Source organism: Actinosynnema sp. NPDC023658 (assembly GCF_040639995.1).
Taxonomy (GTDB): Bacteria; Actinomycetota; Actinomycetes; order Mycobacteriales; family Pseudonocardiaceae; genus Actinosynnema.
In genome coordinates, this window is the sequence record NZ_JBFAAX010000007.1 from 21,693 (window position 1) to 48,022 (window position 26,330).

General features: G+C 70.5%; 29 protein-coding genes. 13 read left to right on the forward strand and 16 right to left on the reverse strand.

Annotated features, from left to right (window positions below; translation table 11 throughout):
- Positions 1–796: 796 nt before the first annotated feature.
- On the forward strand, positions 797–1,171 hold the full coding sequence (locus AB0G02_RS01995) for a hypothetical protein (protein WP_360787874.1): 375 nt from the start codon (positions 797–799) through the stop codon (positions 1,169–1,171).
- 448 nt (positions 1,172–1,619) lie between these two features.
- Here the strand turns inward: AB0G02_RS01995 and AB0G02_RS02000 are convergent, their stop codons facing one another.
- Both AB0G02_RS02000 and AB0G02_RS02005 read right to left on the reverse strand, forming a co-directional pair.
- Positions 1,620–2,039: a DUF2000 domain-containing protein gene (locus AB0G02_RS02000; RefSeq protein ID WP_360787876.1), complete on the reverse strand. Its 420-nt coding sequence runs from the start codon at positions 2,037–2,039 to the stop codon at positions 1,620–1,622.
- Between the two features lie 3 nt (positions 2,040–2,042).
- Entirely contained in the window at positions 2,043–2,327 is a 285-nt protein-coding gene (locus AB0G02_RS02005) for a hypothetical protein (RefSeq protein WP_360787879.1), read from the reverse strand.
- Between the two features lie 104 nt (positions 2,328–2,431).
- Between AB0G02_RS02005 and AB0G02_RS02010 the strand changes: the two genes are divergently transcribed.
- Positions 2,432–2,902, forward strand: a complete 471-nt coding sequence (locus tag AB0G02_RS02010) for an Lrp/AsnC family transcriptional regulator (protein WP_360787882.1) — start codon at positions 2,432–2,434, stop codon at positions 2,900–2,902.
- A gap of 48 nt (positions 2,903–2,950) precedes the next feature.
- Here AB0G02_RS02010 and AB0G02_RS02015 read toward each other — a convergent pair whose 3' ends face one another.
- The 7 genes from AB0G02_RS02015 to AB0G02_RS02045 all read right to left on the reverse strand — a co-directional run bounded on the left by AB0G02_RS02015 (position 2,951) and on the right by AB0G02_RS02045 (position 7,625).
- A complete protein-coding gene (locus AB0G02_RS02015; protein WP_360787885.1) occupies positions 2,951–3,280 on the reverse strand; it encodes a DUF6880 family protein in 330 nt (109 codons plus the stop codon).
- Between the two features lie 120 nt (positions 3,281–3,400).
- Complete coding sequence (locus tag AB0G02_RS02020; RefSeq protein WP_360787888.1) at positions 3,401–4,030, reverse strand: glyoxalase; 630 nt, start codon at positions 4,028–4,030, stop codon at positions 3,401–3,403.
- A gap of 5 nt (positions 4,031–4,035) precedes the next feature.
- Positions 4,036–4,500 carry a helix-turn-helix transcriptional regulator gene (locus tag AB0G02_RS02025; RefSeq protein ID WP_360787891.1) on the reverse strand — a complete coding sequence of 155 codons (465 nt, stop codon included), beginning with the start codon at positions 4,498–4,500 and terminating at the stop codon, positions 4,036–4,038.
- A 101-nt stretch (positions 4,501–4,601) separates the two neighbouring features.
- A complete protein-coding gene (locus AB0G02_RS02030) occupies positions 4,602–5,012 on the reverse strand; it encodes a VOC family protein (RefSeq protein WP_360787893.1) in 411 nt (136 codons plus the stop codon).
- A gap of 210 nt (positions 5,013–5,222) precedes the next feature.
- Positions 5,223–6,572 carry an MFS transporter gene (locus AB0G02_RS02035; RefSeq protein WP_360787896.1) on the reverse strand — a complete coding sequence of 450 codons (1,350 nt, stop codon included), beginning with the start codon at positions 6,570–6,572 and terminating at the stop codon, positions 5,223–5,225.
- Between the two features lie 253 nt (positions 6,573–6,825).
- Positions 6,826–7,179: a metalloregulator ArsR/SmtB family transcription factor gene (locus AB0G02_RS02040; RefSeq protein ID WP_360787899.1), complete on the reverse strand. Its 354-nt coding sequence runs from the start codon at positions 7,177–7,179 to the stop codon at positions 6,826–6,828.
- On the reverse strand, positions 7,176–7,625 hold the full coding sequence (locus tag AB0G02_RS02045; protein ID WP_360787902.1) for an SRPBCC domain-containing protein: 450 nt from the start codon (positions 7,623–7,625) through the stop codon (positions 7,176–7,178). Before AB0G02_RS02045 ends, AB0G02_RS02040 begins: the two co-directional genes overlap by 4 nt.
- Before the next feature lie 470 nt (positions 7,626–8,095).
- Between AB0G02_RS02045 and AB0G02_RS02050 the strand changes: the two genes are divergently transcribed.
- The 4 genes from AB0G02_RS02050 (at position 8,096) to AB0G02_RS02065 (ending at position 13,218) form a co-directional block, all read left to right on the forward strand.
- The gene (locus AB0G02_RS02050) at positions 8,096–8,956 is read left to right on the forward strand and encodes an alpha/beta hydrolase (protein WP_360787904.1); all 861 of its coding nucleotides are present in this window, start codon (positions 8,096–8,098) and stop codon (positions 8,954–8,956) included.
- Positions 8,957–9,037: 81 nt separating this feature from the next.
- Positions 9,038–10,216: an acyl-CoA dehydrogenase family protein gene (locus AB0G02_RS02055; protein WP_360787907.1), complete on the forward strand. Its 1,179-nt coding sequence runs from the start codon at positions 9,038–9,040 to the stop codon at positions 10,214–10,216.
- Between the two features lie 663 nt (positions 10,217–10,879).
- A complete protein-coding gene (locus AB0G02_RS02060; protein WP_360787910.1) occupies positions 10,880–11,689 on the forward strand; it encodes a p-hydroxycinnamoyl CoA hydratase/lyase in 810 nt (269 codons plus the stop codon).
- On the forward strand, positions 11,686–13,218 hold the full coding sequence (locus tag AB0G02_RS02065) for an AMP-binding protein (protein ID WP_360787913.1): 1,533 nt from the start codon (positions 11,686–11,688) through the stop codon (positions 13,216–13,218). The genes AB0G02_RS02060 and AB0G02_RS02065 overlap by 4 nt, the downstream gene beginning before the upstream one ends.
- Positions 13,219–13,426: 208 nt before the next feature.
- On the opposite strand, the gene AB0G02_RS02070 is transcribed toward AB0G02_RS02065, so the two are convergent.
- A complete protein-coding gene (locus AB0G02_RS02070) occupies positions 13,427–14,116 on the reverse strand; it encodes a hypothetical protein (protein ID WP_360787916.1) in 690 nt (229 codons plus the stop codon).
- Positions 14,117–14,142: 26 nt separating this feature from the next.
- On the opposite strand from AB0G02_RS02070, the gene AB0G02_RS02075 reads away from it, so the two are divergent.
- Complete coding sequence (locus tag AB0G02_RS02075) at positions 14,143–14,784, forward strand: TetR family transcriptional regulator (RefSeq protein ID WP_360787919.1); 642 nt, start codon at positions 14,143–14,145, stop codon at positions 14,782–14,784.
- A 44-nt stretch (positions 14,785–14,828) separates the two neighbouring features.
- Here AB0G02_RS02075 and AB0G02_RS02080 read toward each other — a convergent pair whose 3' ends face one another.
- Positions 14,829–15,164 carry an amidohydrolase family protein gene (locus AB0G02_RS02080; protein ID WP_360787922.1) on the reverse strand — a complete coding sequence of 112 codons (336 nt, stop codon included), beginning with the start codon at positions 15,162–15,164 and terminating at the stop codon, positions 14,829–14,831.
- Positions 15,165–15,214: 50 nt separating this feature from the next.
- Here AB0G02_RS02080 and AB0G02_RS02085 point away from each other — a divergent pair, with 50 nt between their 5' ends.
- The 3 genes from AB0G02_RS02085 (at position 15,215) to AB0G02_RS02095 (ending at position 17,332) form a co-directional block, all read left to right on the forward strand.
- A complete protein-coding gene (locus AB0G02_RS02085) occupies positions 15,215–15,820 on the forward strand; it encodes a hypothetical protein (protein WP_360787924.1) in 606 nt (201 codons plus the stop codon).
- A 129-nt stretch (positions 15,821–15,949) separates the two neighbouring features.
- The gene (locus AB0G02_RS02090; RefSeq protein ID WP_360787926.1) at positions 15,950–16,879 is read left to right on the forward strand and encodes a MerR family transcriptional regulator; all 930 of its coding nucleotides are present in this window, start codon (positions 15,950–15,952) and stop codon (positions 16,877–16,879) included.
- A gap of 81 nt (positions 16,880–16,960) precedes the next feature.
- The gene (locus tag AB0G02_RS02095) at positions 16,961–17,332 is read left to right on the forward strand and encodes a MerR family transcriptional regulator (RefSeq protein WP_360787929.1); all 372 of its coding nucleotides are present in this window, start codon (positions 16,961–16,963) and stop codon (positions 17,330–17,332) included.
- Between the two features lie 17 nt (positions 17,333–17,349).
- On the opposite strand, the gene AB0G02_RS02100 is transcribed toward AB0G02_RS02095, so the two are convergent.
- The gene (locus AB0G02_RS02100; protein WP_360787932.1) at positions 17,350–18,108 is read right to left on the reverse strand and encodes an ABC transporter permease; all 759 of its coding nucleotides are present in this window, start codon (positions 18,106–18,108) and stop codon (positions 17,350–17,352) included.
- Positions 18,105–19,028 (reverse strand): ATP-binding cassette domain-containing protein, encoded by a 924-nt coding sequence (locus AB0G02_RS02105; RefSeq protein WP_360787935.1) that lies wholly within the window; start codon positions 19,026–19,028, stop codon positions 18,105–18,107. Before AB0G02_RS02105 ends, AB0G02_RS02100 begins: the two co-directional genes overlap by 4 nt.
- 103 nt (positions 19,029–19,131) lie before the next feature.
- Here AB0G02_RS02105 and AB0G02_RS02110 point away from each other — a divergent pair, with 103 nt between their 5' ends.
- Entirely contained in the window at positions 19,132–19,878 is a 747-nt protein-coding gene (locus tag AB0G02_RS02110) for a TetR/AcrR family transcriptional regulator (protein WP_360787938.1), read from the forward strand.
- 43 nt (positions 19,879–19,921) lie between these two features.
- Here the strand turns inward: AB0G02_RS02110 and AB0G02_RS02115 are convergent, their stop codons facing one another.
- The 3 genes from AB0G02_RS02115 to AB0G02_RS02125 all read right to left on the reverse strand — a co-directional run bounded on the left by AB0G02_RS02115 (position 19,922) and on the right by AB0G02_RS02125 (position 23,624).
- Complete coding sequence (locus tag AB0G02_RS02115; RefSeq protein ID WP_360787941.1) at positions 19,922–20,389, reverse strand: DUF417 family protein; 468 nt, start codon at positions 20,387–20,389, stop codon at positions 19,922–19,924.
- 183 nt (positions 20,390–20,572) lie between these two features.
- Positions 20,573–22,663, reverse strand: a complete 2,091-nt coding sequence (locus tag AB0G02_RS02120; RefSeq protein ID WP_360787944.1) for an EAL domain-containing protein — start codon at positions 22,661–22,663, stop codon at positions 20,573–20,575.
- A 145-nt stretch (positions 22,664–22,808) separates the two neighbouring features.
- The gene (locus tag AB0G02_RS02125) at positions 22,809–23,624 is read right to left on the reverse strand and encodes an SAM-dependent methyltransferase (protein WP_360787947.1); all 816 of its coding nucleotides are present in this window, start codon (positions 23,622–23,624) and stop codon (positions 22,809–22,811) included.
- A gap of 166 nt (positions 23,625–23,790) precedes the next feature.
- On the opposite strand from AB0G02_RS02125, the gene AB0G02_RS02130 reads away from it, so the two are divergent.
- Positions 23,791–25,107 carry a cytochrome P450 gene (locus AB0G02_RS02130; RefSeq protein WP_360787950.1) on the forward strand — a complete coding sequence of 439 codons (1,317 nt, stop codon included), beginning with the start codon at positions 23,791–23,793 and terminating at the stop codon, positions 25,105–25,107.
- Between the two features lie 42 nt (positions 25,108–25,149).
- The gene (locus tag AB0G02_RS02135) at positions 25,150–26,136 is read left to right on the forward strand and encodes an alpha/beta hydrolase (protein ID WP_360787952.1); all 987 of its coding nucleotides are present in this window, start codon (positions 25,150–25,152) and stop codon (positions 26,134–26,136) included.
- Positions 26,137–26,330: the final 194 nt, after the last annotated feature.

Below are 26,330 nucleotides of genomic sequence, written 5' to 3' on the forward strand. Positions count from 1 at the left end.
CTGCCTTCCCGAGGTAGACGCTGTCCCACCCGTCCCACCCGTCCCACCCGTCCCACCCGTCCCACCTGTCCCTGTCCGCCGCGCTGACCTCAGGACGCTGTAACAGTCGGGGCATGTTGAAGCTCCTCTTGGCTCGACACGCTTGCCTGCGCTTGATCCCGGCGTTCACAGCAGCGGGCGGCGAGCTCTCGACAGGGCCTTACGCGTAGGCCGCAGAGCGGTGCACGAGCTGCATTTGGTGGGTGGGATACCTCTCGAAGCACAGCAAGCGATGGTCACCACGTCGCCTGGCGCCCCCGCTGTTACAGCAGCTGCGCTTGGCTGACCGGCGCCCCCAACAGTCGGTACGACCCCACCTGTGCCAGTAGTCCTCAAGAGCAAGATCAATTTACTGTTTGTGCTGGTAGACCGCTCGGTGCAGCCGGAATCAGCCGCACCCTCGCCCAGCAGCAGCCCCCGCAGCAACCCTCCACACGGGGCATCAATGCCATGATCGAATCGTTCTGCGGTCGTGCGCAAACCGAGCTGCTCGACCACTCTCGATGGCGCACCGCACTCGCACGCCCATACCGATCGAGTACGAACTCCGACCCTCCCCCGGTTCCGGCCACTCGCGAAACCCGCGCGAGCAGTTCTCGCGCTCATCATCAATTCTCGACGCGAAATCCCTCCCAACCGAGGCGACCTCAGCGGCCGTTTAGATGAGCCAATCGAGTGACAGGTGCATCGAATGGTTGACATCCCGCGTTCTTGGTGATGCCATTGATCGACTCCACAACCACGCAAAGGAGCTTCAGTGCGGGCATTTCGGTTAATATCTGCCATCGCGATCACCATCGCAGGCCTCCTGTCCTTCTCCTCTCCGGCGTCGGCCGGCACCCTCACCGTGTACAGCGCCCAGCACGTCAACACCGGCGATATCGCTTACTACGACAACAGTTCGAACGTCTTGACCGCCTGTGACTACTCCGCCGCGAACGGAACCGCCAGAGCAGTTCTCGTGGTCATCAACGGATCGACCAAGGAGGTGTACGACAGCAATGGAGCCCAGAGTGGTTGCGGAAGTGTCGGACCTCTGAACGTGGACAACTCGAAGCGCGCATATCTCTACATCTGCGCGAACGACAGCGGCAGTACGTGCTACCGCAGGGTCGAAGATTTCCCGGTCTAATCAGACCGCCCACACCGATCTTTTGTGGCGCTGCGCGCTCCTGGAGCTGCGTGGAGGTGACCGGAGGCCGGTAAGGACATCCTCCGAGAACATGCTGCAACGCGGGCGACTCCGCATCGCCGTGCCGGTGTCGCGGTTGCGTGAATCTCAAGCCTGAGGGCTTCGACCGTCCGGCGGGGCCCGCTTTCCGGCGGCTCTTCGACCCGGACTCGCCACCGGCAGCACGCCGAGCAGGGCGCGAGCAGGCGCGGCCGTGATTGGCCTGCCGCACGTGCGCCGCCCGCAGGGCTTGCAGGAACAGGTAGGTCTGCAGGGTGAGCCCGCCTGACCGAGCCGGCATCGCGATCCACCGGCGATCAGGGGTGGTGGCGGCGACGCCGTCACCACCGCCCGGTTCGTGCGTCCAGGACCAGCCGAGCGCCCGCCGCCTGCGGCGCGGACCACGGGATTAGCGGAACAGGGGTAGTGCGCCCACCAGCTTGTTGATCGCCTTGCGGGGGCCGTGCAGGCCGACGCCCACGCTGTTCAGCTCCGTGGTGGGGGTGGTGCTCATCTTCTCGACGTACTCCTCATAGGTTTTGCACCCCTGGGCCAGCGAGCTGAAGCTCACGAAGAACACGCCCTCGTCGGCTGCGGCGGCTTGGACGATCGTGTCGACCTGCTCCTGGGTGGCCTTGAGGATCGGCACGGGGACGTGGATGACGCCCGGGTGGACCACCTCGTCGGCGTCCTCGACGTCCTGGCCGACCAAGCCCTCGACGCGGTGGCCCAGGGTCAGCGACAGCACGGCCGCGGCGTTGGCCGCCAGGTCGGTCGGGAGCTGGTCGCTGACCACGATCGCGCACTTGACTTCGGCTTTCCCGGCCATCGATCACCCTTCGTGTGAGCTGTTGTCCCGTTCCGACCCCGCGACCACCGGGATGTCCCGCGAGTTGCGGTAGAGCCCGAGGACCACGACCGCGCCGCCGACGACCCGCGTGGCGGACAGGGCCTCGTCGGCCGGCAGGACCGCCCAGCCCAGCCCGGCGGCCGGAACGACGTTGAGCAGGTTGACCGCCACGCTCGGCACGAGCCGGCGCAGCCCCGAGGTGTGCAGCAGGAAGGCGGCGGCCGAGCGCGTGATGGCTTCCCCGGTCGGGCCGTCACGGCGGGGCATGACGAGGACTGTAGAGACGAGCACGGGCAAATCGGGTCGAAGCTGTGCTAAATGCGGGAACTTATGGTTAATTCCGGATTTCTGCCGACATGTGGTGCCGAACGGTGACTCTGGACGAACTTGATGCGGCATTGCTCGCGCTTCTCCAAGAGGACGCGAGCCTGACCAACAAGGAACTGGCCAAGCGGCTGAACACCGCGCAGTCCACCTGCCTCGAACGGGTCCGCAGGCTGACCCGGCAGGGCATCCTGAGCGGCCGGCGCGCGGAGGTCGACCTGCGCCGGATCGGCCGCCCGGTGCAGGCGATGGTCGCCGTGCGGCTGCGACCGCCGAACCGCTCGGTGATCGAGTCGTTCACGGCGTTCGTGGAGACCCTGCCGGAGGTGCTGTCGGTCTTCGTCATGTCCGGTGACGACTTCCTGCTGCACATCGCCGTCAAGGACAACGACCACCTCAACGCCTTCGTGCTGGACCGGCTCACCGAGCGGCGGGAGATCGTCAACGTCCGGACGTCGATCATCTTCAGCCACACCCGGCGCGCGGTCGTGATGCCCTTCCCGACCGACCCCGAGTGAGAGGCCCCTCGCGATGAGGACGGCAACGAGGACGACGACCGCGACGGCTTACCGGCCGGCTTCCAACAGGTCCCGGTAGCGGTCCCGGGCGGCCGGCGTCAGGAGGTGTTCGTAGGTCGGCAGGGCGTCGTGGAACACCTCGTACTCGCTGTTCACCGCTCTTGTCGCCAGGCGTTCGGCGAGCGCCAGGGGCTCTGGACTGCCCGCTTGGCAGGCGACCAGGTGGATCTCCTGCGCCTGGTCGAGGACGTCCCACAGGCCGCCCTCGGAGTCGTCCACGCGGTCGGCGGAGGCTTCCAACAGGTCGAGCGCGTACTCGGACAGGGTGATCGCGGCGTCGGGGAAGCCGCCGTCGATCAGACGTGCCACGGCGGCCAACGCCTCGCTGACGTGCTCGAAGTAGCCGTCTGCGTGATCGGTGACCTCGATGGTGCGTCCCAGGCGCTCGCGGATCTCGCGGTCGTCCAGGACGCCTCGGCGGTGTGCTCGTCGTGGTCGTCAGCGGTGGGCCGGGGTCGGGGACGTGGCCTGCCAGGCGAAGCCGTCCGGGTCGGTGAAGGTGCCGGCGTCGCCGCCGATCAGGAGGCGGTGCGACCCGGTGCCCTCGGCGGGCACGCCGGCGTCCTTGGCCAGGGCGCGGTGGCGGTAGAGGGCGAGCTTCACCGGGCTCGACCCGGCCTCGAACTCGACGTACACGCGGGCGAAGCTCTTGCCCACGGCCAGGCCCTGGTCGACGTAGAACCGCTTGCTCGCGGCCACGTCCTGCACGCCCAGCAGGAGGACCACCTGGTCGATCCGCCGGGTGGCGGGGCCGGTGTCCTTCTTCGCCGACGTCGCGACCTTCCAGATCGCGCCGTCCGGGGCCTGGATGACGCCGCCGTAGCCCCAGAAGGACTTCGCGGCCGGCTTCAGCGCCGTGGCCCCGAGTTCGAGGGCGGCGCCGAGGAGTGCGTCCACAGTGGATGGTTGGGACACGGTGAGGGACAGGGTGAACCCGCGGAAGCCGGTGGCCGGTTCGGTCGCGGTGCGGAAGCGGAGGTGGGTGTCCACACCGAACGCGGTGCGGTAGAAGTGCTCGGCGGCCTCGGTGTCGGCCACGTCCAGGGTGATGGTGTCGATGATCGTCATGGGTATCACGCTATTTCCACTGGGACGGCCGGTGCTTCTCGATTCCTGACCGGTCTGGTGACTTGTTTCGCGACGCACGCCGGCAGCCCCGCGGCCCGGCCCGCCGCCTGCCTGCGGTAGGCGCTCGGCGGCAGGCCGACCAGCTCGGTGAAGCGGGTGCTGAACGTGCCCAGGGACGAGCAGCCGACGGCGAAGCACACCTCGGTGACGCTGAGGTCACCCCGGCGCAGCAACGTCATCGCGCGCTCGATCCGGCGCGTCATGAGGTAGGTGTAGGGCGACTCGCCGTACGCGAGCCGGAACTGGCGGCTGAGGTGCCCGGCGGACATGTTCACGCCCCGGGCCAGCGCCTCGACGTCCAACGGTTTGGAGTACTCGCGGTCGATCCGGTCACGCACGCGGCGCAGCCGCGCGAGGTCCGCCAGGCGCTGCGCCGCGACGCGGGCACGCCCCCACTCGGAATGGCACATGGGTGAGCTCCCCTGGGTCGCCTGCCGGAGGGGCAGTCGGAGACGTGGACGGCCGGCGCACGGCTGCGCCGGCCGTCGGGGCGGCACGGCGGCCGGGACGTTCAGCTGATCTCCTGGATGCGGACCAGGTTGCCCGCGGGATCGCGGAACGCGCAGTCGCGGATGCCGTACGGCTGCAGGGTCGGCTCCTGGACGACCTCGGCGTCACCCGACTGGACCTTCTCGAACGTGCCGTCGAGGTCGCGGGTGGCCAGCAGGATCCAGCCGTAGGTGCCCTTCGCCATCATCTCGCTGATCACCCGGCGCTCGTCGTCGGTGACGCCGGGGTCGGCGGCCGGCGGGGCCAGGAGGATGGACGTGTCGGGCTGGCCGGCGGGGCCGACGGTGATCCAGCGCATCCTGCCCTGGCCGACGTCGTTGCGGACCTCGAAGCCGAGCACGTCGCGGTAGAAGGCCAGCGACGCGTCGGGGTCGTCGTGCGGCAGGAAGCTGGTGTGAATCGTGATGTCCATGCCGACGAGACTAAGTGCGGTCCCGTGACCTGCGCTTCTTGATTCCTGATCGATCCGGTGTGGACCCGAGGGGGGACCACACCGGATCGCGACCTGGGAGAGGCGCACCCGGGAGGGACTGGGCCCGCCGCCGGCACGGCGGGCCTGTCGGGTGCACCTCTCCCGGACGGAACCGGGTCGCCCCGGTCCGGCTCCCGGTGTGGCCGGCTGCTAGGCCTCGTTCGCCACGGGCACGGCCGGGGCGCTCTGGCTCTCGGCGGCACGTGGCCGCAGCCCGAACCAGACGAACAGCATCCCGGCGATCGTGACGACCACGGCCACGGTGATCGCCAGGTGGATGCCGTTGAGCTCGACCGCCTGGGTGGCGGCGATCGCGCTCAGGATCGGGATGCCGATCGTGATGCCGACCTGCTGGGTCATCGAGGTGAGGCCGGTGGCCAGGCCCTGCTCGTCGTCGGGCAGGCCGGACGTGCCGGTCACCGTGTAGGCCACGATGGACGACACGTGGCCGAAGAAGCTGATGAGCAGCGCGGGGACCACGACGATGATGCCCATCCGGCTGGTGCCGAGGAAGACCAGCGGGATGGCGGACACGGCCTGCACGGCCATGCCGACGGCCAGCACCTTGCGGTAGCCGTGGCGACCGATGAGGCCACCGGCCATGGGGCCCGCGAACACCGCCGCCAGACCCGGCACGCCGAAGATCAGACCGGTGATGAACGGGTTGAGGTCGAGGACGTTCTGCAGGTACAGCGTCATCATGAAGATCGTCGCCGTCTCCATGGAGAAGACCACCAGACCGCCGAAGTTGCCCCACTTGACGTTCGGGCGGCGCAGCGTGCGGACCGGGGTGAGCGGGGCGGAGACGCGCATCTCGATGATCCAGAACGCGGCCAGCAGCACGACGCCGATGACGGCCGCGACGAGGTTGCGCTCGATGATCGCGTAGACGATGGCCAGCAGACCACCGGTCACGGTGATCGCGCCGGGCACGTCCAACTTCACCCGATCGGGCACGCGGCTCTCGAGGATGACGAACGGCGTGGCCACCAGGATCAGCACGGTGACCGGGATGTTGATCAGGAACGCGGCCCGCCAGCTCAGCAGGCTGACCAGGGTGCCGCCGACCAGCGCGCCGATGGTGAAGCCGCCGGAGAGCAGCGCGCCGTTGAGGCCGAGGGCGCGGTCGCGGATCTTGCCCTCCGCGAACGTGGTGGTGAGCAGGGACAGCGCCGCGGGCAGCGCCATCGCGGTCGCGAGGCCCTGGAGCGCGCGGCCGGCCAGCAGGGTCTCGGGGGTGGTCGCGAGGCCGCCGAGCAGCGACGCGCCGGTCAGCACGACCATGGCGGCCATGAACAGCTTGCGTCGGCCGAACAGGTCGGCGAACCGGCCGAACAGCAGGGCGAAGCCCGCGGAGGGCAGCGCGTAGGCGGCGGTGATCCACGGGTACTCGGCCAGCTCCATCCCGACGCCCGCCCCGGTCTCCGGCAGCGCGACGTTCAGGATGGAGAAGTCGACGGACACCATGAACCCGGCGCCGAGCAGGATGAGCAGGATCAACCGCTGCTTACCACTGAACCGTGGCGGCGAAGTTGTGTCGGCAGTCAAGGGACAATCCTTTTCTGTTCATGAACCCGTTGATAGCAACTATCGACACGTCGCCGGACTGGTGCCCTTCGACGACGTAAGTTCCGCAGGCCGTCGCGAATACTCCGCTCGATGAGGGGTCGTTGCCCACCCCTCATCGAGCGAATGGCGAACCTTCGGTCGATTCACGGCACGCGCCACATCCGCGGCGCGGGTCGACGTACTACTACTGCGAATCCCGCTCTGCTTCTTCGGCTATGCGCTTGACGGTGGCCAACCGCCGGTCCCAGTCGGTCGCCAGCTTGGCCATCCACCGCGCTGTCTCGCCCAGTGCCGCGGGCCGAACGGCGTAGCGGACCTCGCGCCCCACCCTGTTGCCCGAGACGAGCCCGGCGGCGTCCAGCACCGCGAGGTGCTTGACGACGGCCTGCCGTGACACCGGCAACCGCTCCGCCAACGTCGTCGCGGTGATCTCACCGTGGGCGGCGAGCAGGTCGAGCAGCTGACGCCGCGTCGGGTCGGCCAGTGCGGCGAGGACGTTGCCGACCGGCTCGACTGCCCCGCGACGTTCTTCGGTCACACCGAAGATTGTTCAACGCGCTTCTTCACCACGTCGAACACCTGGGGCCAACCTTCCGTGTTGAACCGCACCGCGTTGCCGCGCGCCTCCTCGGTGGTGCCGAGGGTCGCGAACCCGCTCTCGACGACCCGCAGGCGCGTCTTGCCGTCTTCCGTGCTGGTCAGGGTGAACTCGACGAGGGTGCTGTTGTCCTCGCGCAGGCCCTCGCCGGGGAACGCGCTCGCCCAGCGGTACGCCACGTAGGTCGGCGGCTCGACCTTCTCGACCCGCACCGCCACCTCACCGAGGTTGGGGTTCTTCGCCATCAGCGACGCGCCCTCGGTGGCCACCGTGCCGGCCACGCTCTCCTCGTCCGCCACCCAGAACCCCGGCGTGGCCACGAGCGACCACACCCGCTCCAGCGGAGCTTCGATCAAGGTGTCGCGTTCGATCCGATCTTCACTCACCAGGGTCTCCCTAACGCTGCCGACTGATGCAACCCGATGGTTGCGCTTCGCCACCCTCAGGTGCAACCCTATAGTTGCACATAGGTTCAGCGACGCGCAACCGGCGAGTTGCACACCCAGTCGGCCGAACCGGCCGCGCCCACTGCCGCGCGGCCAGTGGCGGCTGACCATTCCCGGTATTTCCGCGCGCTTTTCCAATCGACCGGGAACGAATTTACAAGGCGTTCAAGAGGGCAGGATCGAAGAGATCCGCGGCCAAGGTGCGGTCTAGCATCGAATTACGTCGACCGTCGCCAGGCGCACCACCACAGGACGCCCAGGCCGTTTTCGACCGCCGTTCCGATCCATGTCGGAACCTGAATCACGTACCGGCAACCCGTGATCCACGCACCAGGAAGGCACGGATAATGACAACGGAAAACGACCGCGCGGGAGCAGCCGTCCCGAGCGACGCCGAACTCGCGAGCTCGATGGACGGGGACTTCCGGAGCGAGCACATCACGGTGGACGGCCTGCGGCTGCACTACGTGGCGGGCGGGAGCGGCAAGCCGCTGGTCCTGCTGCCCGGCTACCCGCAGACCTGGTGGGAGTTCCGCAAGGTGATGCCCGCGCTCGCCGCCGCGGGCCGCCGGGTCATCGCGCTGGACCTGCCCGGCATGGGCGGCTCGGACAAGCCGGCCACCGGGTACGACAAGAAGACGATCGCCAAGGTCGTCCACGGCTTCGTCCGCGCGCTCGGCCACGAGCGGGTCGACATCGCGGGCCACGACATCGGCTCGATCGTCGCCTTCAGCTTCGCCGCGAGCTTCCCGGAGGCCACCCGCAAGGTCGCGCTGCTGGACGTGGTCCACCCGGACGAGAACATGTACCAGATCCGCATGCTGCCGCTGCCGGGTGCGCCGTTCTACCCCTGGTGGTTCGCCTTCAACCAGGTCGCAGAGCTGCCCGAGAAGCTGCTGGCCGGCCGCACGCGGGTGCTCGTGGACTGGATGTTCGACCACTTCCTGGTGAACCCGGACGCCGTCGACGAGCTGGACCGCGCCGTCTTCGCGGACCGCTTCGACGCTCCCGGGGCCGTCCGCGGCGCCAACTCCTGGTACGCGACGTTCGGCCAGGACATCGAGGACCTCAAGTCCTACGACAAGGTGACCGCGCCGATGCTCGGCATGGTCTCCAACCTCGGTGACGGCATGTTCGCCGCGCAGATGCAGGCCACGCTGCCCAACCAGGCGACCGACGTGAAGGTCGTCGTGGTGCCGGACGCCGGCCACTACTTCGTCGAAGAGGCCCCCCAGGCCGTGATCGACGAGTTCAACCACTTCTTCGACTGATCCGGCCCACCGGCGCGACCCCGGGGTCACCACCGGTCGCACGACGGACCCCTCACCCCGAAACACCTTACGGAGCACTGGATGCACACCAAGACCGCACCATCGCGGGAAGAGCTCATCGGCCGGGCCACGGAACTGGTCCCCATGCTCGGCAAGAACGCCATCTGGCAGGAGGAGAACCGCGTCCTGCACCAGGACACGATCGACGCGCTGACCGAGTCCGGGCTGCTGCGGCTGACACTGCCGTCGAGATACGGCGGCTACGAGGCCGACACGACCACGGTCGTCGACGTGCTGTCCGAGCTCGCCCTGGGCGACGGCGCGACCAGCTGGGTCGCGACCGTCTGGGGCATCAGCACCTGGTTGACGGGCCTGTTCCCGGACGAGGTCCAGGACGAGGTCTTCGGCGCGGGCCACCTCCGGATCAGCGGCACGTTCGCGCCCAGCGCGGTCGGGGTGCCGACGGCGGGCGGCATCATCCTCAACGGCAAGTGGGGCTTCAACACCGCCGCCACGCAGAGCACCTGGAACGCGCACGCCGCGGTCCGCGTGGTGGACGGGCAGCAGCCCGAGCCGGTGGTGGTCCTGGTGCCCATGTCGGACCTGGAGGTCATCGACGACTGGTACTCGTCGGGCATGCGGGGCAGCGGCAGCGTCACCACCGTCGCCAAGGACGTGTTCGTGCCGGACGCCCGCGTGCTGCCGATGATGCCGGTCCTGCAGGCCGGTCAGCACCGCTCCGAGATCAACGCGACGTCCCGGCTGTGGAACACCCCGTTCCTGCCGTGGGCGAGCGCCGTGACGACCGGGACGCACTGGGGCCTGGCGCGCGCCGCGTACGCGACCTTCATGGAGCGGCTGCCCACCCGCAAGATCACCTACACCGACTACGAGCACCAGGCGCACGCGCCGCTCACGCACCTCCAGGTCGCGGACGCCACGGCCCGGATCGACGAGGCGGGCTTCCACGCCCACCGCGTCGCCGAGCGGGTGGACGCCAAGACCGGTGAGCCGTGGTCGTTGCAGGAGCGCGTGACCGCACGCCTGGACCTCGGCCTCACGGTCCAGCGGGCCAGGGAGGCCATCGACGTGCTCAGCACCGCCAGCGGCGCGTCGGCCATCCTCAGCACCGTGCCGATGCAGCGCATCGCGCGGGACAGCCAGACGATCAGCATGCACGCGTACCACCACGCCAACACGAACCTGGAGCTGTACGGCCGGGTCATCTGCGGCCTGGAGCCCAACACCGTGTTCCTCTGATCGGCAGGGAGCTCCCCGCGACGCCACCCGCGACGCGGGGAGCTCCGCCGACGTCCCACCACCGGCTCGACCCGCCCTCCCCGCGGTTCCGGGCCGCGTCCGCCGGCGTGACCCCTGCCCGCCGGCGAGCCGGCCGCGCGTCCGCCGCACCCCGCACCTCGCACCCGCACCCCGCCGAGCAGTCGTCGCCACTGCGCGGGGAAGCGGCGCGACCACGCCCGCGCATTCGGCGGCGTCGTCGGTATCACCGCTTGCTGCATTCGCCTGCCACCGCACCCGAGTGCACTATTCGCGACACTGCGAAGTCTTTACCGATCGATAACCCAAAGCAACTGCTCGACTCGCCTCCGTTACCTTGCAACGCAGTTCGCACGACTTATTCGAATGCGGCTGGACTTCTTATTACCAGAACTCCCACCGCAGGTCGGAGGGCTGCCGGGCGGATACGACCGGTAGACCGGAACCACCCCTCCACCCAGCATCAAGGCAAGCTGGAAGAAGTAATCCCGATTGGATCGGGTGATGCTCGACATGAGTGATCGCTATACCGGCCGGGCGTATCGAGATAAGAGCAGCACACCGGCTGAGCGGTCGATAACGCGCTTTTCCGCGCTCGTAGCGCCTATCCCGATGAAAGGCCACTACATGATCACCCTGGCAACCGTGAGCCTGGAGATCGACGGCCCAACGGCCACGATCTTCATGAACAGGCCGGACAAGAAGAACGCCATGAACCCCCAGATGCACCAGGACATGAACGCCGCCCTGGACGCCATCGAGGAGGCCGGAACCGTCAAGGCGGTCGTCATCACGGGCGCCGGTGACAGCTTCAGCGCCGGGATGGACCTGGAGGAGTGCTTCCTCCAGCCGTTCGACGACCCTCAGCTGTTCTACAAGACCAACCTGGTGGCGCTGCGCTGGTTCCAGCGGCTCAAGGCCTTCCCGGCCGTCACCATCGCGAAGGTCAACGGGTTCGCCTTCGGCGGCGGCTTCCTGGTCGCCGGCCTGTGCGACCTCGCCGTCGCCGACGAGACCGCGCTGTTCGGCCTGTCGGAGATCAACTTCGGCATCTTCCCCGCCGGTGGCGCGACCTGGGCGGCCACGCACAACCTGCCGCGCAAGAAGGCGCTGTACTACATCCTGACCGGCGACACGATGACCGGCGCCCAGGCCGCCGAGTACGGCCTGGTCAACTTCGCCGTGCCCGCCGACCAGCTCGACGCGGCCACCGACAAGGTCGTCCGCAAGATCGTCAAGAAGAACCCGGTCACGCTGGCGCTGGCCAAGCAGGTCTACGAGCGCACCACCCAGCTCGACCTGCCCGCCGCGATCGACTACGACCAGGCGAAGCTGTGGGAGCTGTCCCGCCTGAGCGGCAACGAGTGGATCAACGTGGCGCTCAAGCAGTTCGAGAAGCGCGCCTACCAACCGGGTCTGTCCACGTACAACCGACCAGCGGACGTGAGATCATGACGATCGCCGGTCCGGACGTCGAGATACCCAGGACGGCGCTCACGTCGTTCGTCCTGCAGCACGCGGAGGAGCACGGCGACGCGATCGCGACCGTGGACGTCGCCGGCCGCACCTCCTACACGTTCGCGGAGCTGGTGTCGCAGGTGCGGCGCGCGGCCCGCGGCCTGCGGGAGCGGGGTTTCCACAAGGGCGACGTGCTCGCCATCCTCGCCCCGAACGTCCCCGAGTACCCGATCGTCTTCCACGCCGCCGCGCTGGCGGGTGGCATCGTCGCGGCGCTCAACCCGCTCGACACGTCGGCCGACCTGGTCGACCGCCTCGGGGAGGCCGGGGCCCGGTTCCTGGTGACCGTGCCCCACGAGATGGCCAAGGTGAGCGGATTCCTCGACCGCACCGACGTCGAGGAGGTCTTCGTCCTGGGCGAGGCGGACGGCGCCACGCCGTTCTCCGAGCTGCTGGACCACGAGCCGATCGTCGAGACGCCGCTGGACCCGTCCGACGACGTGGTCACCCTGCTGCACTCCAGCGGCACGGGCGGACGACCCAAGGGCGTGCTGCTCACGCACCGCAACATGATCGCGAAGGCGTTGTTGACCAGCATGGTCGCGCCGTCCGGGCGCGGTGACAAGGCGCTGGCGATGCCGCCGTTCCACCACGCCTTCGGGCTGTCCATGATGATGAACGCGAGCCTGTACCAGGGCACCACGCTCGTCACCATGGAGCGCTTCGACCCGGAGGGCTTCCTGCGGGCCATCGAGGAGCACCGCATCACGCGGCTGTACGTGGTGCCCACGATCGCCGTGCTGCTGGCGAAGAGCCCGCTGGTGGACCGGTTCGACCTGACGTCGCTGCGCTCGATCGTGTCCGGCGGCGCGGCGCTCGACCCGACCATCTCCCGGCTCGTGCGGGAGCGGATCGGCTGCGAGATCGGCCAGGGCTACGGCATGACCGAGGCGATGGTCTCGTTCATGCAGGCGCCGGACGCGACCGACTCCGCGTCCGTCGGCCGCACCGCGCCCGGCGTCGAGTGCAAGATCGTCGACGTCACCACCGGGCAGGAGCTGGGGCGCAACCGGAACGGCGAGATCCTGATCCGCGGTCCCCACGTGATGCAGGGCTACCTCAACGCCCCGGAGGCCACGCGGCAGGTGCTGGAGCTGGACGGGTTCCTGCACACCGGCGACCTCGGCTACGTCGACGACAACGGCGAGCTGTTCATCGTCGACCGCATCAAGGAGCTCATCAAGTACAAGGGGCAGCAGGTGTCGCCGGTCGAGCTGGAAGCGCTCCTCATGCGACACCCCAAGATCGCGGACGCGGCCGTCGTCGGCGTCCCCGACGAGGAGTCCAGCGAGATACCCAAGGGGTTCATCGTCACCACCGAGTTGTTGAGCGCCGAGGAGATCATGGCGTGGGTGGCCGAACGCGTCGCCCCGTACAAGAAGATCCGGCAGGTCGAGTTCATCGACAAGATCCCGCGCACGCCGGTCGGCAAGGTCGAGCGGCGGACCCTCGCCGCCCGGGTCTGACCTCGGCGGCAGGAGTCCCCGCGCGGGAACGGTAACCCCCGGCAGGAGGGCGGCGCGTGAGCACCGCCCGAGCGAGAAGTCCGTTGTTGTCGTGCCCTACCGCCGCGCGCGGTGCGCCCAGCGCCCACGCCGGCCACGTCATCGACGTCGGGGAAGCAAGGGGGGTCGGCGGCCTGGTTGCCCTCTGACCAGGCCGTCGTCCGTGCGCTCAGCCGCGGGAGCGGCGGACGAGCGCCGAGCCGAGGGCCACGAGCCACGCGACCCACAGCAGCCAGCCGCCGAGACCGATCAGGCCCAGCGGGCCGGGGTGGTCGACGACCAGCGGGGCCAGGGTGGCCGAGGTGAGCAGCAGTGCCGCCGAGAGCAGGCCCAGCCGGGCGTGCCACCTGGCGATCAGCCCGGCGCGGAGTCCGCCGACCGACAGGCCGACCAGCGCCACGGCGAGGAAGACGCCGTTGAGGGTGAACAGGGCGTCGTGCAGGGACCAGAGCGCGCCGACCGCGCCGTGGTCCGCCGCCGTGCGCGTGAGGGCGAGGCGGCAGGCGACCACCCCCGCGAAGGCGCCGTTCTGGAGCAGCACGCCCGCGAAGCCGACCAACGACCACGCCTCGCCGCGCTCCCGGTCGGACCGCCACAGGGCCGCCACGGCGCCCGCCGCGAAGAGGGTGGACAGCGCCCAGGCGGCCGGGGTCAGCGCGGAGGACAGACCGACGACGCCTTGATGGGTGGAGAAGTAGGCGACGACGTCCGCGGTGTCGGCGCCGGTCGGGGGCAGGCCGGTGGGCACCATGATGACGTTGGCCAGGACGATCAGGCAGGCGAAGCCGAGGCCCGCCAGGCCGGCCGTGCGGAGGAACGGCCGGGTCACCGGTGGACCGACATTCGTTTTACGCGACATCTATTCAATATAGGCAACCTCAAGAGGTGGATGTGGGCGGTACGGGCAAGCGCCGTTACGACTCGTTGCGGCGGGTGGCGCAGGCGCAGGAGACGCGGGCGGAGATCGCGCGGGCGGCCCGGCGGCTCTTCGTCGCGCACGGCTGGGCCGCGACGACCGTGCGCGCCGTGGCCGAGGAGGCGGAGGTCTCCGTCCCGACGGTCTACGCGGCGTACGGCGACAAGGCGGGGCTCGTGCGGGCCGTGGCGGACGCGGCGGACGTGACCGCCGACGTGGCGGCGATGCTGTCCGCGCTGGAGGACGCGTCGGCGGGACCGGAGCGGCAGCTCGCCGCGATGGCGGGCTACGACCGGCGGTTGTTCGAGCGCTCGGGCGACGTCATCGCGCTGGTGCGCGAGGCGGGGCGCACCGAGCCGGAGCTGGCCGCCGCGTACGACGAGGGCAGGCGGCGGGGCGACGGGACGCGGGTGCAGGTGTTCTCGTCCTGGCCCGACGGGGTGCTGCGGGACGGCCTGGACGTGCCGGCGGCCGTCGACGTGTACGCGGCGCTGTGCAACGTCGACGTCTACACGACGCTCACCGTCGAGCGCGGGTGGTCGCCCGACCGGGTGGAGACCTGGTGGAGCGGGGCGCTGGCCCGCGAACTGCTGCGCCCGCCGTCAGGCTGACGGGGCGGGGAGTTCCGGACGACCTGCGGGCGGTCGGTCCGGGGTCAGCGGCGGACGCGCACCGGTCGGCCGCGCAGGACCACGGCGATCGGGTGGGCCAGCTGGTCCAGGTCCGCGCGCGGGTCCTCGGCGTAGACGACGGCGTCGGCCGGCGCACCCGGTTCCAGGCCGGGCAGCCCGAGGTAGGCGCGGGCGTCCCAGGAGGCGGCGGCGAGCGCGTCGTGCGGGCGCATCCCGGCCGCGGCGAGCGCGCGGACCTCGGTGAGGATCCCGCCGTGCGGCAGGGAGTCCGTCCCGGCCAGCACCCGCACACCCGCCTCGCGGGGCGGCGACCAGCGAGGGGTGCGCCTCCGCACCGCGGACGAACCACTGCTTGCCACCGTCGGGCCGGCTCCGCGCCCTGGCCAGCGCGCGCTCGGACACCGACAGCGTGGGCGTCAGCGCGGTGCCCTGCTCGGCCATCCGCGCGAGCAGGTCGGGGTCCATCCCCGTCCCGTGCTCCACCGAGTCGACGCCGGCCGCCACCGCGTTCGCGCCGCCCGTGCTGTGCTGGGTGTGCACGGCGACGCGCCCCCCGACCGCGTGCACCGCCCGCACCACGGCGGTCAGCACGTCCAGCGGCACGGCCTCCCCCGCCGAGTCCCAGTCCCCGATGACCTTCGCCCAGCCGGTGCGCGCGGCCTGCGCCGCGGCGAGCGCGGGCAGCTCGGCGTGGTCGGCCCGCCGTCCCCAGCCGTCGAAGAACTGGCCGTGCTGCGCCAGCCACGGACCGGCGTGCCAGGCCCTCGGCGTGCCGGGGTCCGTGCCGAACCACGGCGGCGGTTCGTCGGCCAGGCCGGGCGCGCGGATCACCGTCACGCCGGCGTCGACGTGCTGCCGGAGGTGGTCGCGCAGCAGGTCGTGGTCGAGCGGGTCGCCCGGCGCCTCGGCGCCGGGGTGCGTGTGGGCGTCGACGAGTCCCGGCAGCAGCCACCCCTCCGCCACCAGCTCGGCGTTCGGCACCGGGTCGGTGGTCCACCGGTCGCCGTCGGCGTAGAGGTCCACGTGCTCCCCGTGCGGCAGCGCACGTCCACGGATCCGAACGACCACCGGACACCCCCGTTGTCAGGACTGCCTACCGTAGGTGCGCCGGGGGCTTGAGCCTCCCACCGGGGGAGGTACGAGGGTGGTGGGCGTGGACGGCGACGCGGTGTTCGGGATCGGTGAGCTGGCCCGCCGGACCGGGCTGACGGTCAAGGCGATCCGGTTCTACTCCGACCGGGGCATCGTGCCGCCGACCGGCCGCAGCCCGGCCGGTTACCGCCTCTACGGCGACGACGCCGTCGCCCGCCTGGACCTCGTGCGGACGTTGCGCGAGCTGGAACTGGACCTGGCCACGATCCGGAAGGTCCTGGACCGGGAGCTGACGCTGGCCGAGGTCGCGGCGGCGCACGCGGACGCGCTGGCCGCGCGGATCGGCGTGCTGCGGCTGCGCCGGGCGGTGCTGGCGGTCGTGGCCGAGCGCGGTGCCGGCCCCGAGGAGATGGGTGTCATGCACAGACTGGCGAAACTCTCGAAGGAGGGCCGTCGACAGCTCGTCGACGAGTTCCTCGGCACCGCGTTCGGTGACGTGGCGGGTGATCCGGCGTTCGCGGGGGTCATGCGGTCGCTGACGCCGGAGCTGCCCGATGACGCCGGACCCGAGCAGGTCGAGGCGTGGGTCGAGCTGGCCCGGCTCGCGCAGGACCCGGGCTTCCGGGAGCTCGTGCGGCGGATGGTCGAGCACCTCGACGCCGTCCGGGGCGAGGACCTGGGGCCGGACCCGACGGCGGTGGCGCGTGACGCGGCGGCTCCGGCTGTGGCATCGGGCGTCGACCCGACCTCACCGGAGGCCGGACGGCTCGTGGCGGCGGTCCTGGCGCGGGTGCGCGTTCCGCGTGACCGGCTGGTGCCGCTGCTGGAGGCCGCGAACGACCCGCGCCGCGAGCGGTACCTGCGGCTGCTGGCGGTGGTCAACGGGTGGGGGCCGCCGGACAGCGCGGCCCCCGCCCTGGACTGGTTCCTCCGCGCCCTGCGCCGGGAGACCGGGTCGCCGTCCACCACCGGACTGGGTTGAGCGGTGCGTCCAGGCGCACGCTCGTGCGGCTACCGTGGAAGTTGACACCAGTGTCGGGTTCGAGTCGCTCGGGGGTGTGACGTGCGGATCGGGGAGCTGGCCGGGCGCACCGGGGTGAGCGTGCGGTCGTTGCGGTACTACGAGCAGCAGGGGCTGTTGGCGTCCGACCGCACCACCGGCGGCCACCGCGAGTACGCCGAGAGCGCCGTCGACCGGGTGATCCGCATCCAGGAGCTGTTCGCCGCGGGCCTGAACAGCAGGAAGATCGCGCTGATGCTGCCGTGCATGAGGGACGCCGACGGCGGGCCGTCCGAGATCGCCACGCCCAGGCTGGTGGACGACCTCGCCGCCGAGCGGGACCGCATCGACCGGTTGATCGGTGACCTGGTGCGGTCGCGGGACGTGCTGGACGAGGTGATCGAGGCGGCGTCCGGTCGGCAGGCCGCCCGCTGATCACCTCGTCCGGGGGTTCAGTCGTTGACGCGCCGCCGGTAGAGGGCGGTCGCCAGGACGAACGACGCGAGCAGCAGGCCGACCACCCAGGCCAGCGCGACCCAGCCGCGGTCACCGATCGCCGTGCCGGTGAGCAGGCCGCGCACGGTCTCGATGACCGGCGTGATCGGCTGGTGCTCGCTGACGCCGCGCAGGAACGACGGCATGGTGTGCGTCGGCACGAACGCGCTGCTCAGGTACGGCAGGAACAGCATGAAGAAGCTCAACGCGCTGGCCGACTCGACCGTCTTCGCCACCGCGCCCAGCCCGGCCGCGAGCCAGGACAGCGCCAGCACGTAGAGCAGCAGCAGGCCGGCCACCAGGACCCACTCCAGCACCGACGCGGACGGGCGGAAGCCCATCGCCACCGCCGCGCCGACCACCACCGTGGTCGACAGGGCGTTGCGGGCCACGCTGGCGGTCACGTGCCCGGCGAGCACGGCGAAGTCGCGGATCGGCATGGAGCGCAGGCGGTCGACCATGCCGCTGTTCATGTCGTCGGTCACCGACATCGCGGTGGACGCGGCGCCGTAGCCGGTGCACAGCAGGATGATGCCGGGCACCACGTAGTTGATGTACTCGGTGCCGGTGTCGATCGCGCCGCCGAAGACGTAGACGAACAGGGCCATCATCATCAGCGGCAGGACGATGGACATGACCATCGTGTCGACGTTGCGGCGGCTCAGCCGGATGCTGCGGCCGACCATGGTCATCGAGTCGGAGATGGCGTGGCTCATGCCGGCACCCCTTCGCGGGCGGTCAGGGCGAGGAAGACGTCGTCGAGGGTCGGGCGGTGCGAGGAGACCTGGGCGGGGACCGCACCCGCGGCCCGCAGATCGTCTAGCACGGTGTGCAGGTGCGCGGCGGTGCCGTCGGACGGGACGCTGAGCACGAGCCGCTCGTGGTCGGTGAAACCGCCGAGCCGCACGGCCGCGACGTCGAGCGCCGCGCCGGAGGTGAAGCGGAGGTCCAGCCGGTCGCCGCCGACCCGGGCCTTGAGGTCGTCCGCGGTGCCCTGGGCGGCGACCTTCCCGTCGGCCAGCACCATGATCCGGTCCGCCAGGCGGTCGGCCTCCTCGAGGTACTGGGTGGTGAGGAAGATCGTGGTGCCGGTGCGCACCAGGTCGCGGATGGCGTCCCACATCGTCGCGCGGCTCACCGGGTCCAGGCCGGTGGTCGGCTCGTCCAGGAAGATCACCTTCGGTGCCGCGACCAGGCTCATGGCCAGGTCCAGCCGCCTCCTCATGCCGCCGGAGTAGGTCTTGACCCGGCGGTCGGCGGCCTCGACCAGGTCGAACCGCTCCAGCAGCCCGGCGGCGCGGCTCTTCGCCCCCGCCCGGCCCAGGCGTCTGAGCCTGCCGATCATGACCAGGTTCTCCCGGCCGGTCTGGTCGCCGTCCACGGCGGCGTACTGGCCGGTCAGGCTGATCACGCCGCGCACCCTGGCCGGTTCCCGCACCACGTCGAACCCCGCCACCCGCAACTGCCCGCCGTCCGGGCGCGAGAGCGTGGACAGGATCCGGATCGTGGTCGTCTTGCCCGCGCCGTTGGGACCGAGCAACGCGAAGACCGAGCCCTCCGCGACCTCCAGGTCTATCCCGTCCAGCACCGCGGTCGACCCGTACGCCTTGCGCAGGCCGGTCGCCTCGACGATCATCGCTGCCCCCTTTATGTGTATTCGGTACGCTAAAGAGCGTAGCTCATACGCAGTTCCCGGCGGAAGCCCTAGACTCGACCGGGCCGAGGACGAGAGGGTGCGGATGACGGAGGACAACGGCCTACCGGCGGACATCGCGCTGCTCTGGGGCCTGCGCGAGGCGCCGCGACGGGGCCGCAAGCCGTCCCTCACGGTGGACGAGATCACCAGGGCGGCGATGGAGGTGGCCGACGCCGAAGGGCTCGGCGCGGTGTCCATGGCCCGGGTGGCCAAGCAGCTGGGCAACTCCACGATGGCGCTCTACCGCCACGTGGACAGCAAGGACGCGCTGCTGGCGCTGATGGCCGAGGCCGCGCTGGACGAGCCGCCGGCACTGCCCGCGGACGGCGACTGGCGGACCAGGCTCACGCTGTGGGCGCACAGCGTGCTCAAGACCCTGCGCAAGCACCCCTGGTACGCGCGGATCCCGATGGCGGGACCGCCGATCGGGCCGCGGAACCTGGCGTGGTTCGACAGCGCCTTGAGCACGCTCGCCACCACCCCGTTGCGGGAGGACGAGAAGGTCGGTGTGGTGATGGGCCTGCTGACGCTCGTGCACGGCGAGCTCCGGCTGACCTCGGACCTGGAGCAGGGCTACCTCGAGAACCCCGACGCGTTCGGGCAGCAGTACGCGCGGGCGTTGCGGGTCCTGGTCGACCCGCGGCGGCTGCCCGCGCTGGCGAAGGTCGTCTCCGCCGGCGTGTTCGACCGGAACGACCTGTACGACGAGCGGGACGTGGAGGCCGACTTCGCGTTCGGCCTGGAGCTCTACCTCGACGGCGTGGCCGCGTACCTGGCGCGCAAGGGCTGAGGTGGTGCTGCGGGACCGGTCGGGGCCCCGCCGCACCTCAGGATCACCGCCGGCGCGCGTCGACCTGCGCCACCCGCTGCCGCACGGGTGCGTCGGCCGACATGATCGCCAGACCCGCGGTGATCAGGACCAGGTTCTTGACCACGAACTCACCGGTCATGGTCAACAGCAGCGGGTTGCCCGCCTGGAACGCGGCGGACGGCTGCATGACGAGCGTGGAGAACGTGCCCAGCAGGTGGAGCACCACCAGCAGCGCTACCCAGCGCAACCGGCGTCCCACCACCAGGGCGATGCCCAGCGCCACTTCCACCACGCCGAGCGCGAACACGAAGACGCCGGGGTCGACCCACGGCACGGTCCGCGCGACCAGGTCGGCCACCGGCGTCGTGCCGGTCACCTTGAGGGCGCCGAACCAGACGAACACCACGCCGAGCGACCCCCTCAACAGCGGAATGCTGATGGTGCGCAGGGCGTTCGCAGGCGCGTCCAGGCGGGACGGGAACTCCGTCATCCACATCACTTCCTTCACGAGCGGGACCACGTCGACCCGCCATCAGGAGGTCGTCGTGCCGCGGTCCACACTGACCGGAACCCGACTGGGAGCGCTCCCAGAACTGTAACGGTAAGGAAACGTGCTGTGAAGGGTTGATTCCACACCGTCCCGGACGGGTGACTCACCACGGCGTCGGAGTGATCACCCGCGCGGGTTGTGGAACCGGCCGGGCGGCAGCGGTTCACCGAACAGCGGACCCGTGCCGGCCACCGCGCCCGCCGCCCACCACCACTCGGCCTGCTCCGGCGTCGCCAGCCCGTCGACCAGCACCCGGCCCGCGGCCCGGCGGGCCGACGCGACCAGGTCGGCCAGGATCTCCACGTCGCCGCGGGACTGCCGCTCGACCAGCCGCCGGGCCACCGTCACCGACTTGATCGGCAGCTCCGAGGCCGCCGCCAGGTCGTCCGGGCCGAGCCCGAAGTCGTCCAACGACGTGTGGACGCCCAGCTCCGCCAGCACGGTCAGGTTCTCCACCGCCTCGGCCCGCGCCACGACCGGCACCGGCATCCCGACGGTCAGCCGGGACGCGGGCAGCCCGGTGTCGTCCAGCACCCGCCGCACCCGGCGGACCAGGTCGCCGTCGCACGACTGGTGCGCGGTCAGCCCGACGTGCAGCGGCGCGGTGAACTCGGAGCCCTGCCCCCACCACCGCACCTGGCCGCACCCCGTCGCCAGCTGCCACTCGCCCAGCGACAGGATCAGGCCCGTCCGCTCCGCCATCTCCACGCACGTCGCGTGGTCCAGCGGGTCCTCGCCGCGGTCCCAGTGCAGCCGCGCGACCACCCCCGCCAGCCCGCGGCCGGCCAACGCCACCAGCGGCTGGTAGCGCACGCCGATCTCGCCCTGCTCCCACGCGCCCGGCATCGCGACGGCGAGCGCGTCCATCCGCCGCTCGGACGCGTCCTGCCCGGGGTGGTAGAGCTCCCACTGACCGCGACCGCCCGACTTCGCCCGCCGCAACGCCTGCTCGGCGGCGCGCATCACGTCCGCGGGCTCCCAGTCCGACGGCGGTCGGCGCACCACGCCGACGCTGGCCGACACGGCGAGGCCGCGACCGTCGAGGTACACCGGCTCCGACAGCTCGCGGTTGATCTCGGCCACGGTGGTCGCGACGTCCGGCGTGGTGCCGGTGTTCTCGACCAGGATGGCGAACTCGTCGCCGTCGAACCGGGCGATCATCGCCTTCTCCCGCGCCACCACCGCCTTCAGCCGCTGCGACACGTGCACGAGCAGCCGTTCGCCGGTCGGCCTGCCGAGGCTGTTGCACACCATGCCGAACGCGTCGAGGTCGAGGTGGAACAGGCTCAGGCCGCGCACCGGGTCGGCCCGGCGCAGCGCGCTCTCCAGGTAGGTGGTGAAGTACTGCCGGTTCGGCAGCCCGGTCGACACGTCGTGCAGCGCCTGGCGGTTCAGCTCGGACTGCAAGAGCATCAGCTCGGTGCCGTCCTCGATCACCGCGACGAAGTGCCCCGGCTGGTCGCCACCGGCGCGCACCAACGACACCGTCAACGAGATCCGCGCGACGTCGCCGTCCTTGCGCAGCAACCGCTGCGGCTGCCGGACGCGCTCCTGCGCGCCGTCGACCAGCGCCCGCAGCGCCTCACCGAGGACCCGCACGGAGTCGGGGTGCACGAGGTCCTGCAGGGACAGCCCGGTCAGCTCCTCGGTCGTGTACCCGAGGATGTCACCGATCGCCGCGTTGGCCCGCACGAGCCGCCCGGCCAGGTCGACCACCAGGATCCCGCTGGCCGACGACGTCACGACCTCCTCGAACCGCGCTTCGCTCTCCTTGAGGTTCCACTGCGCGTCGCGGACCGCCTTGAGCAGCGACAGCTGCATGGACTCCTGCTGCTCCAGCACCGCCCGCCTGCTCGCGGCCAGGAAGCCGGCCGACAACGCGCCGAGCACGGTCACGACCGGCTCGGCGTAGGTCTCGACGGGCTGGAACTCCGGCAGCCCGAGCAGCCCCTTGCCGAGCACGTCGAGGGTGACGCGGAAACCGTCCTCGGTGACGTACCCGAGCCCGACGAGCTGTTCCCCGATCCGCTCGACCGACCGGTGCGACGGTGTCCCGGAGGATGTCTCGGCGTGCACCGCGGCGCACAACTCGTCGAGCCGCTGCTGTATTTCGCGGTCGAAATCATCCCGGGTCAGCGCTACTACGACGACTCCGCTGAGCAGGTACGACCACTTGCGCGCGAGGAGTTCACGGCCGCGTTCCGGTGGTGGCACGGCCGCTCGTCTTTGACTGGGGATAGGCATTCCCGTTGCCCTGCTGTGATATTGAGGATCCGCGGCAGTTTACCCACCCCCCAGTGGCCAAGACTCGACCGGAAGTGTGAACCGCGAACACCCCGCGGTGACTTTCCGTCGAAAGTCAGGCTTTCCGGCCGACGCCGGCGTACACCAGCATGTTCATGTCGGGTTGGGACGAGATGTCGGCCGGACCGCCCGGCCGCCATTCGCCGCACCCCACCAGTCCCGGCTCCTCCAACTCGAACCCGTCGAACAACCGCGTGATCTCGGCGTGCGATCTGAGGTTCATCTGGTCCGGGCTGTTGCTCCGCTTGATCGCGTCGGTCGCCCGGACCAGGTTGTCGTCCAGGTTGTCGGAGGTGGCGTGGGTGATCGCCAGGTAGCTGCCGGGCGCCAGCGCGTCCCGGTACCGGGTCAGCAGGGCGGCGAGGTCCGCCGCGTCCGGCACCCAGTGCAGCATCAGCAGCATGAGCAGCCCGATCGGCTGGTCGAAGTCCAGCAGCCGGCGGGCCGCGTCGCTGCCCAGGACCGTCTCGGGCTCGCGCATGTCCGCCTGCACGACGGCCGCGTCGTCGTTGCCCAGCAGCATCAACTCGCTGTGCGCGACGGCGACCGGGTCGCGGTCGACGTACACGACGCGGCAGCCCGGGGCCGCCGCCTGGGCGACCTCGTGCACGTTGCCGACGGTGGGGATGCCGGAGCCGACGTCGAGGAACTGGCGCACGCCCCGGTCCACCATGAACCGCACGACGCGGCCCAGGAACGCCCGGTTGACGCGGGCGGCGTTGCGCAGGCCGGGCATGCTGGTCTCGATCCGCTCGCCCAGCGCGCGGTCGACGGCGAAGTTGTGCGCGCCGCCCAGCATGTAGTCGTAGGTGCGGGCCGCGCTCGGCACGGAAATGTCCACACCGAATGGAATCCATTCGCTTTGCGTCATGATTGCGACACCTCTCCACGTCGCGGGGCGGCGAGAGTACCGGGTGGACCGTACCAACCCCGAGACACCCGTTAGTGTGACACCAACCCACCCGAACGGTCTCTACCAGGCTCCACCGAAGGGCCCTATCGTGGGCCGACCTTTCCGCGAGTCGACAGGAGCGGACATGGCTGTCCCGGTTGCGCCCGGCCGCCTGCCATTCCTCGGTCACTCGGTCGGGATGATGCGCCACCGACAGCGCTTCACCGCATCACTGCGCGATCACGGTGAAGTCGTCCGGGTCGACCTCGGGCCCATGTCGACATATTTCGTGACCAGTCCTCGACTTGTGCACCAGGTGCTGGTCACGGATGGTCCGCGTTTCCGCAAAGGTGCGATGTTCGACAAGTTCCGCCCCTATCTCGGCAATGGCCTGCTGCTCTCCGACGGGGCGTTCCACCTGCGCCAGCGGCGGATGATCCAGCCCGCGTTCCACCGCGAGCGCATCGAGCGGTACGCCGGGATGATGGCGCGGGCCGCCGCCGCGCTGGCCGGGTCGTGGACGCCCGGCGAGGTGCGGGTGGTCGAGGACGACATGCAGGGCCTGGCGGTGACGAACGTCGGTGAGGCGCTGTTCTCCACCGCGCTCGGGCAGCGGGTGATCACCGAGGTGCGGCGGTCCGTCTTCGTGGTGATCAAGCAGGGCATGGTGCGCGCGCTGTCGCCGTCGTTCGTGGAGAAGCTGCCGCTGCCCGCGAACCGCGAGTTCGACCGGGCCGTCGCGCGGATGCGCGCGCTCGTGCTGGAGGTCATCGCGAGCAGGCGGGCCGAGGGCACGCCCGACCACGGCGACCTGCTGTCCACGCTGCTGCTGGCGCAGGACGACGCGGGCGACGGCATGACCGACCAGCAGACCTACGACGAGGTGCTGACCCTGCTCACCGCGGGCATCGAGACCACGGCGCTGGCGCTGGCCTGGGCGTTCCACGAGATCGGCAGGAACCCGGACGTGGAGCGCCGGGTGGTGGCCGAGCTGGACGAGGTGCTGGGCGGGCGTCCGGTCACCTTCGCCGACGTGCCGCGGCTGGTCCGCACCGCGGCCGTGGCCGACGAGGTGCTGCGGATGTACCCGGTGTGGATCCTCATGCGCCGGGCCGTCGAGCCGGTCGACCTCGGCGGGGTGGAGTTACCCGCGGGCGCCGAGGTCATCGTGAGCCCGCACGCCCTGCACCACGACCCGGCGTCCTTCCCGGACCCGTACCGCTTCGACCCGGACCGCTGGCTGTCGCCCGCCACCGAGGTCCCGCGCGGCGCGTTCATCCCGTTCGCGGCGGGCGCGCGTCAGTGCGTGGGCAACGTGTTCGCCCGGGCGGAGATCGTGATCACCCTCGCCACCGTGCTGTCGCGGTGGCGGCTCGTCCCGGTGCCCGGCAAGCCCGTGCGCACCAGGTTCACGTCCGCCGCCTACCCCAGCGGTCTGCTGATGACGGCGGTTCCCCGTTGACGTCCTGGAGGTTGTCGAATCGTGCGTTGGTCGCGTTTGCGGATGTCCGCGGTCGCCCTGCTCACCGCGTCGGTCGGGCTGCTGCCCGCCGCGCCCGCGAGCGCCGCGGCCGTCACGTGTGAGGACCTGCGGGTGCCGGTCTCGGTGCTGGGCACGTCCCACTTCGTGCACGGCACGCTGTGCACGCCGGCGGGTGCGTCCACCGTCCAGGTGCTGATCCCCGGCGGCACGTACAACAGCTCGTACTGGGACATCGCCTACTCGTCGCAGACGCGGTCGTACCGGCAGGCCATGAACAGGGCCGGCATCGCGACGCTCGCCGTGGACCGGCTCGGCACCGGGCGCAGCTCGCGGCCGTTGAGCGCGCTGGTGACCGCGTCGACCCAGGCCCACGCCGTGCACCAGGTGGTGCGGGCGGTGCGCCCGAGGTTCGCCAAGGTGCTCGTGGGCGGCCACTCGATCGGGTCGGCCATGGCGATGATCGAGGCCGGGACGTACCACGACGTGGACGGCGTGCTGGTCACCGGTTTCTCGCACCGGATGAACTACATCACCGTGCTGCCGGTGCTGGCGGGCATGGTCCCGGCCGTGCTGGACCCGGGCCTGCACCGGTCCGGGCTGGACCTGGGCTACCTGACGACCGCGCCCGGCACCCGTTACGGCGCGTTCCACTCCCCCGGGCCGGACGTGCCCGAGGCGATCGCGTACGACGAGACCACCAAGGACGTGTTCGCGGCGACGGAGGCGGTGGACACCATCACGTTGAACAACGTGGTCATCCCGTTCACGCGGCTGATCGACGTGCCGGTGATGGTGGTGGTCGGCGCGGGTGACACCCACTTCTGCGGGCGACCGCTGGGCAGCGACTGCTCGTCGGCGGAGGCGTTGCGGGCGTCGGAGGCGCCGTTCTTCTCGGACGCGGCGCGGCTGCGCTCGTACGTGCTCGCCGGCTACGGCCACGCGATCAACTACGCGCCCGACGCCCCCGACTACCACCGCGTCGTGGCCGAGTGGACCAACTCCCTCTGACCGCGAGAGTCCTACGTTCGCAGCGCGAGAGTCCTACGTTCACGGCGCGAGAGTCCTACGTTCACAGCGCGAGAGTCCTACGTTCACGGCGCATGAGTTCAACGCTCACGACGAACGGCGTTAGGGCTGAGTCCGGGGACTCCGCCATCACGCCGTTGAGGGAGCTGACGTAACCCAGGCGGCCCTTGCCGGCC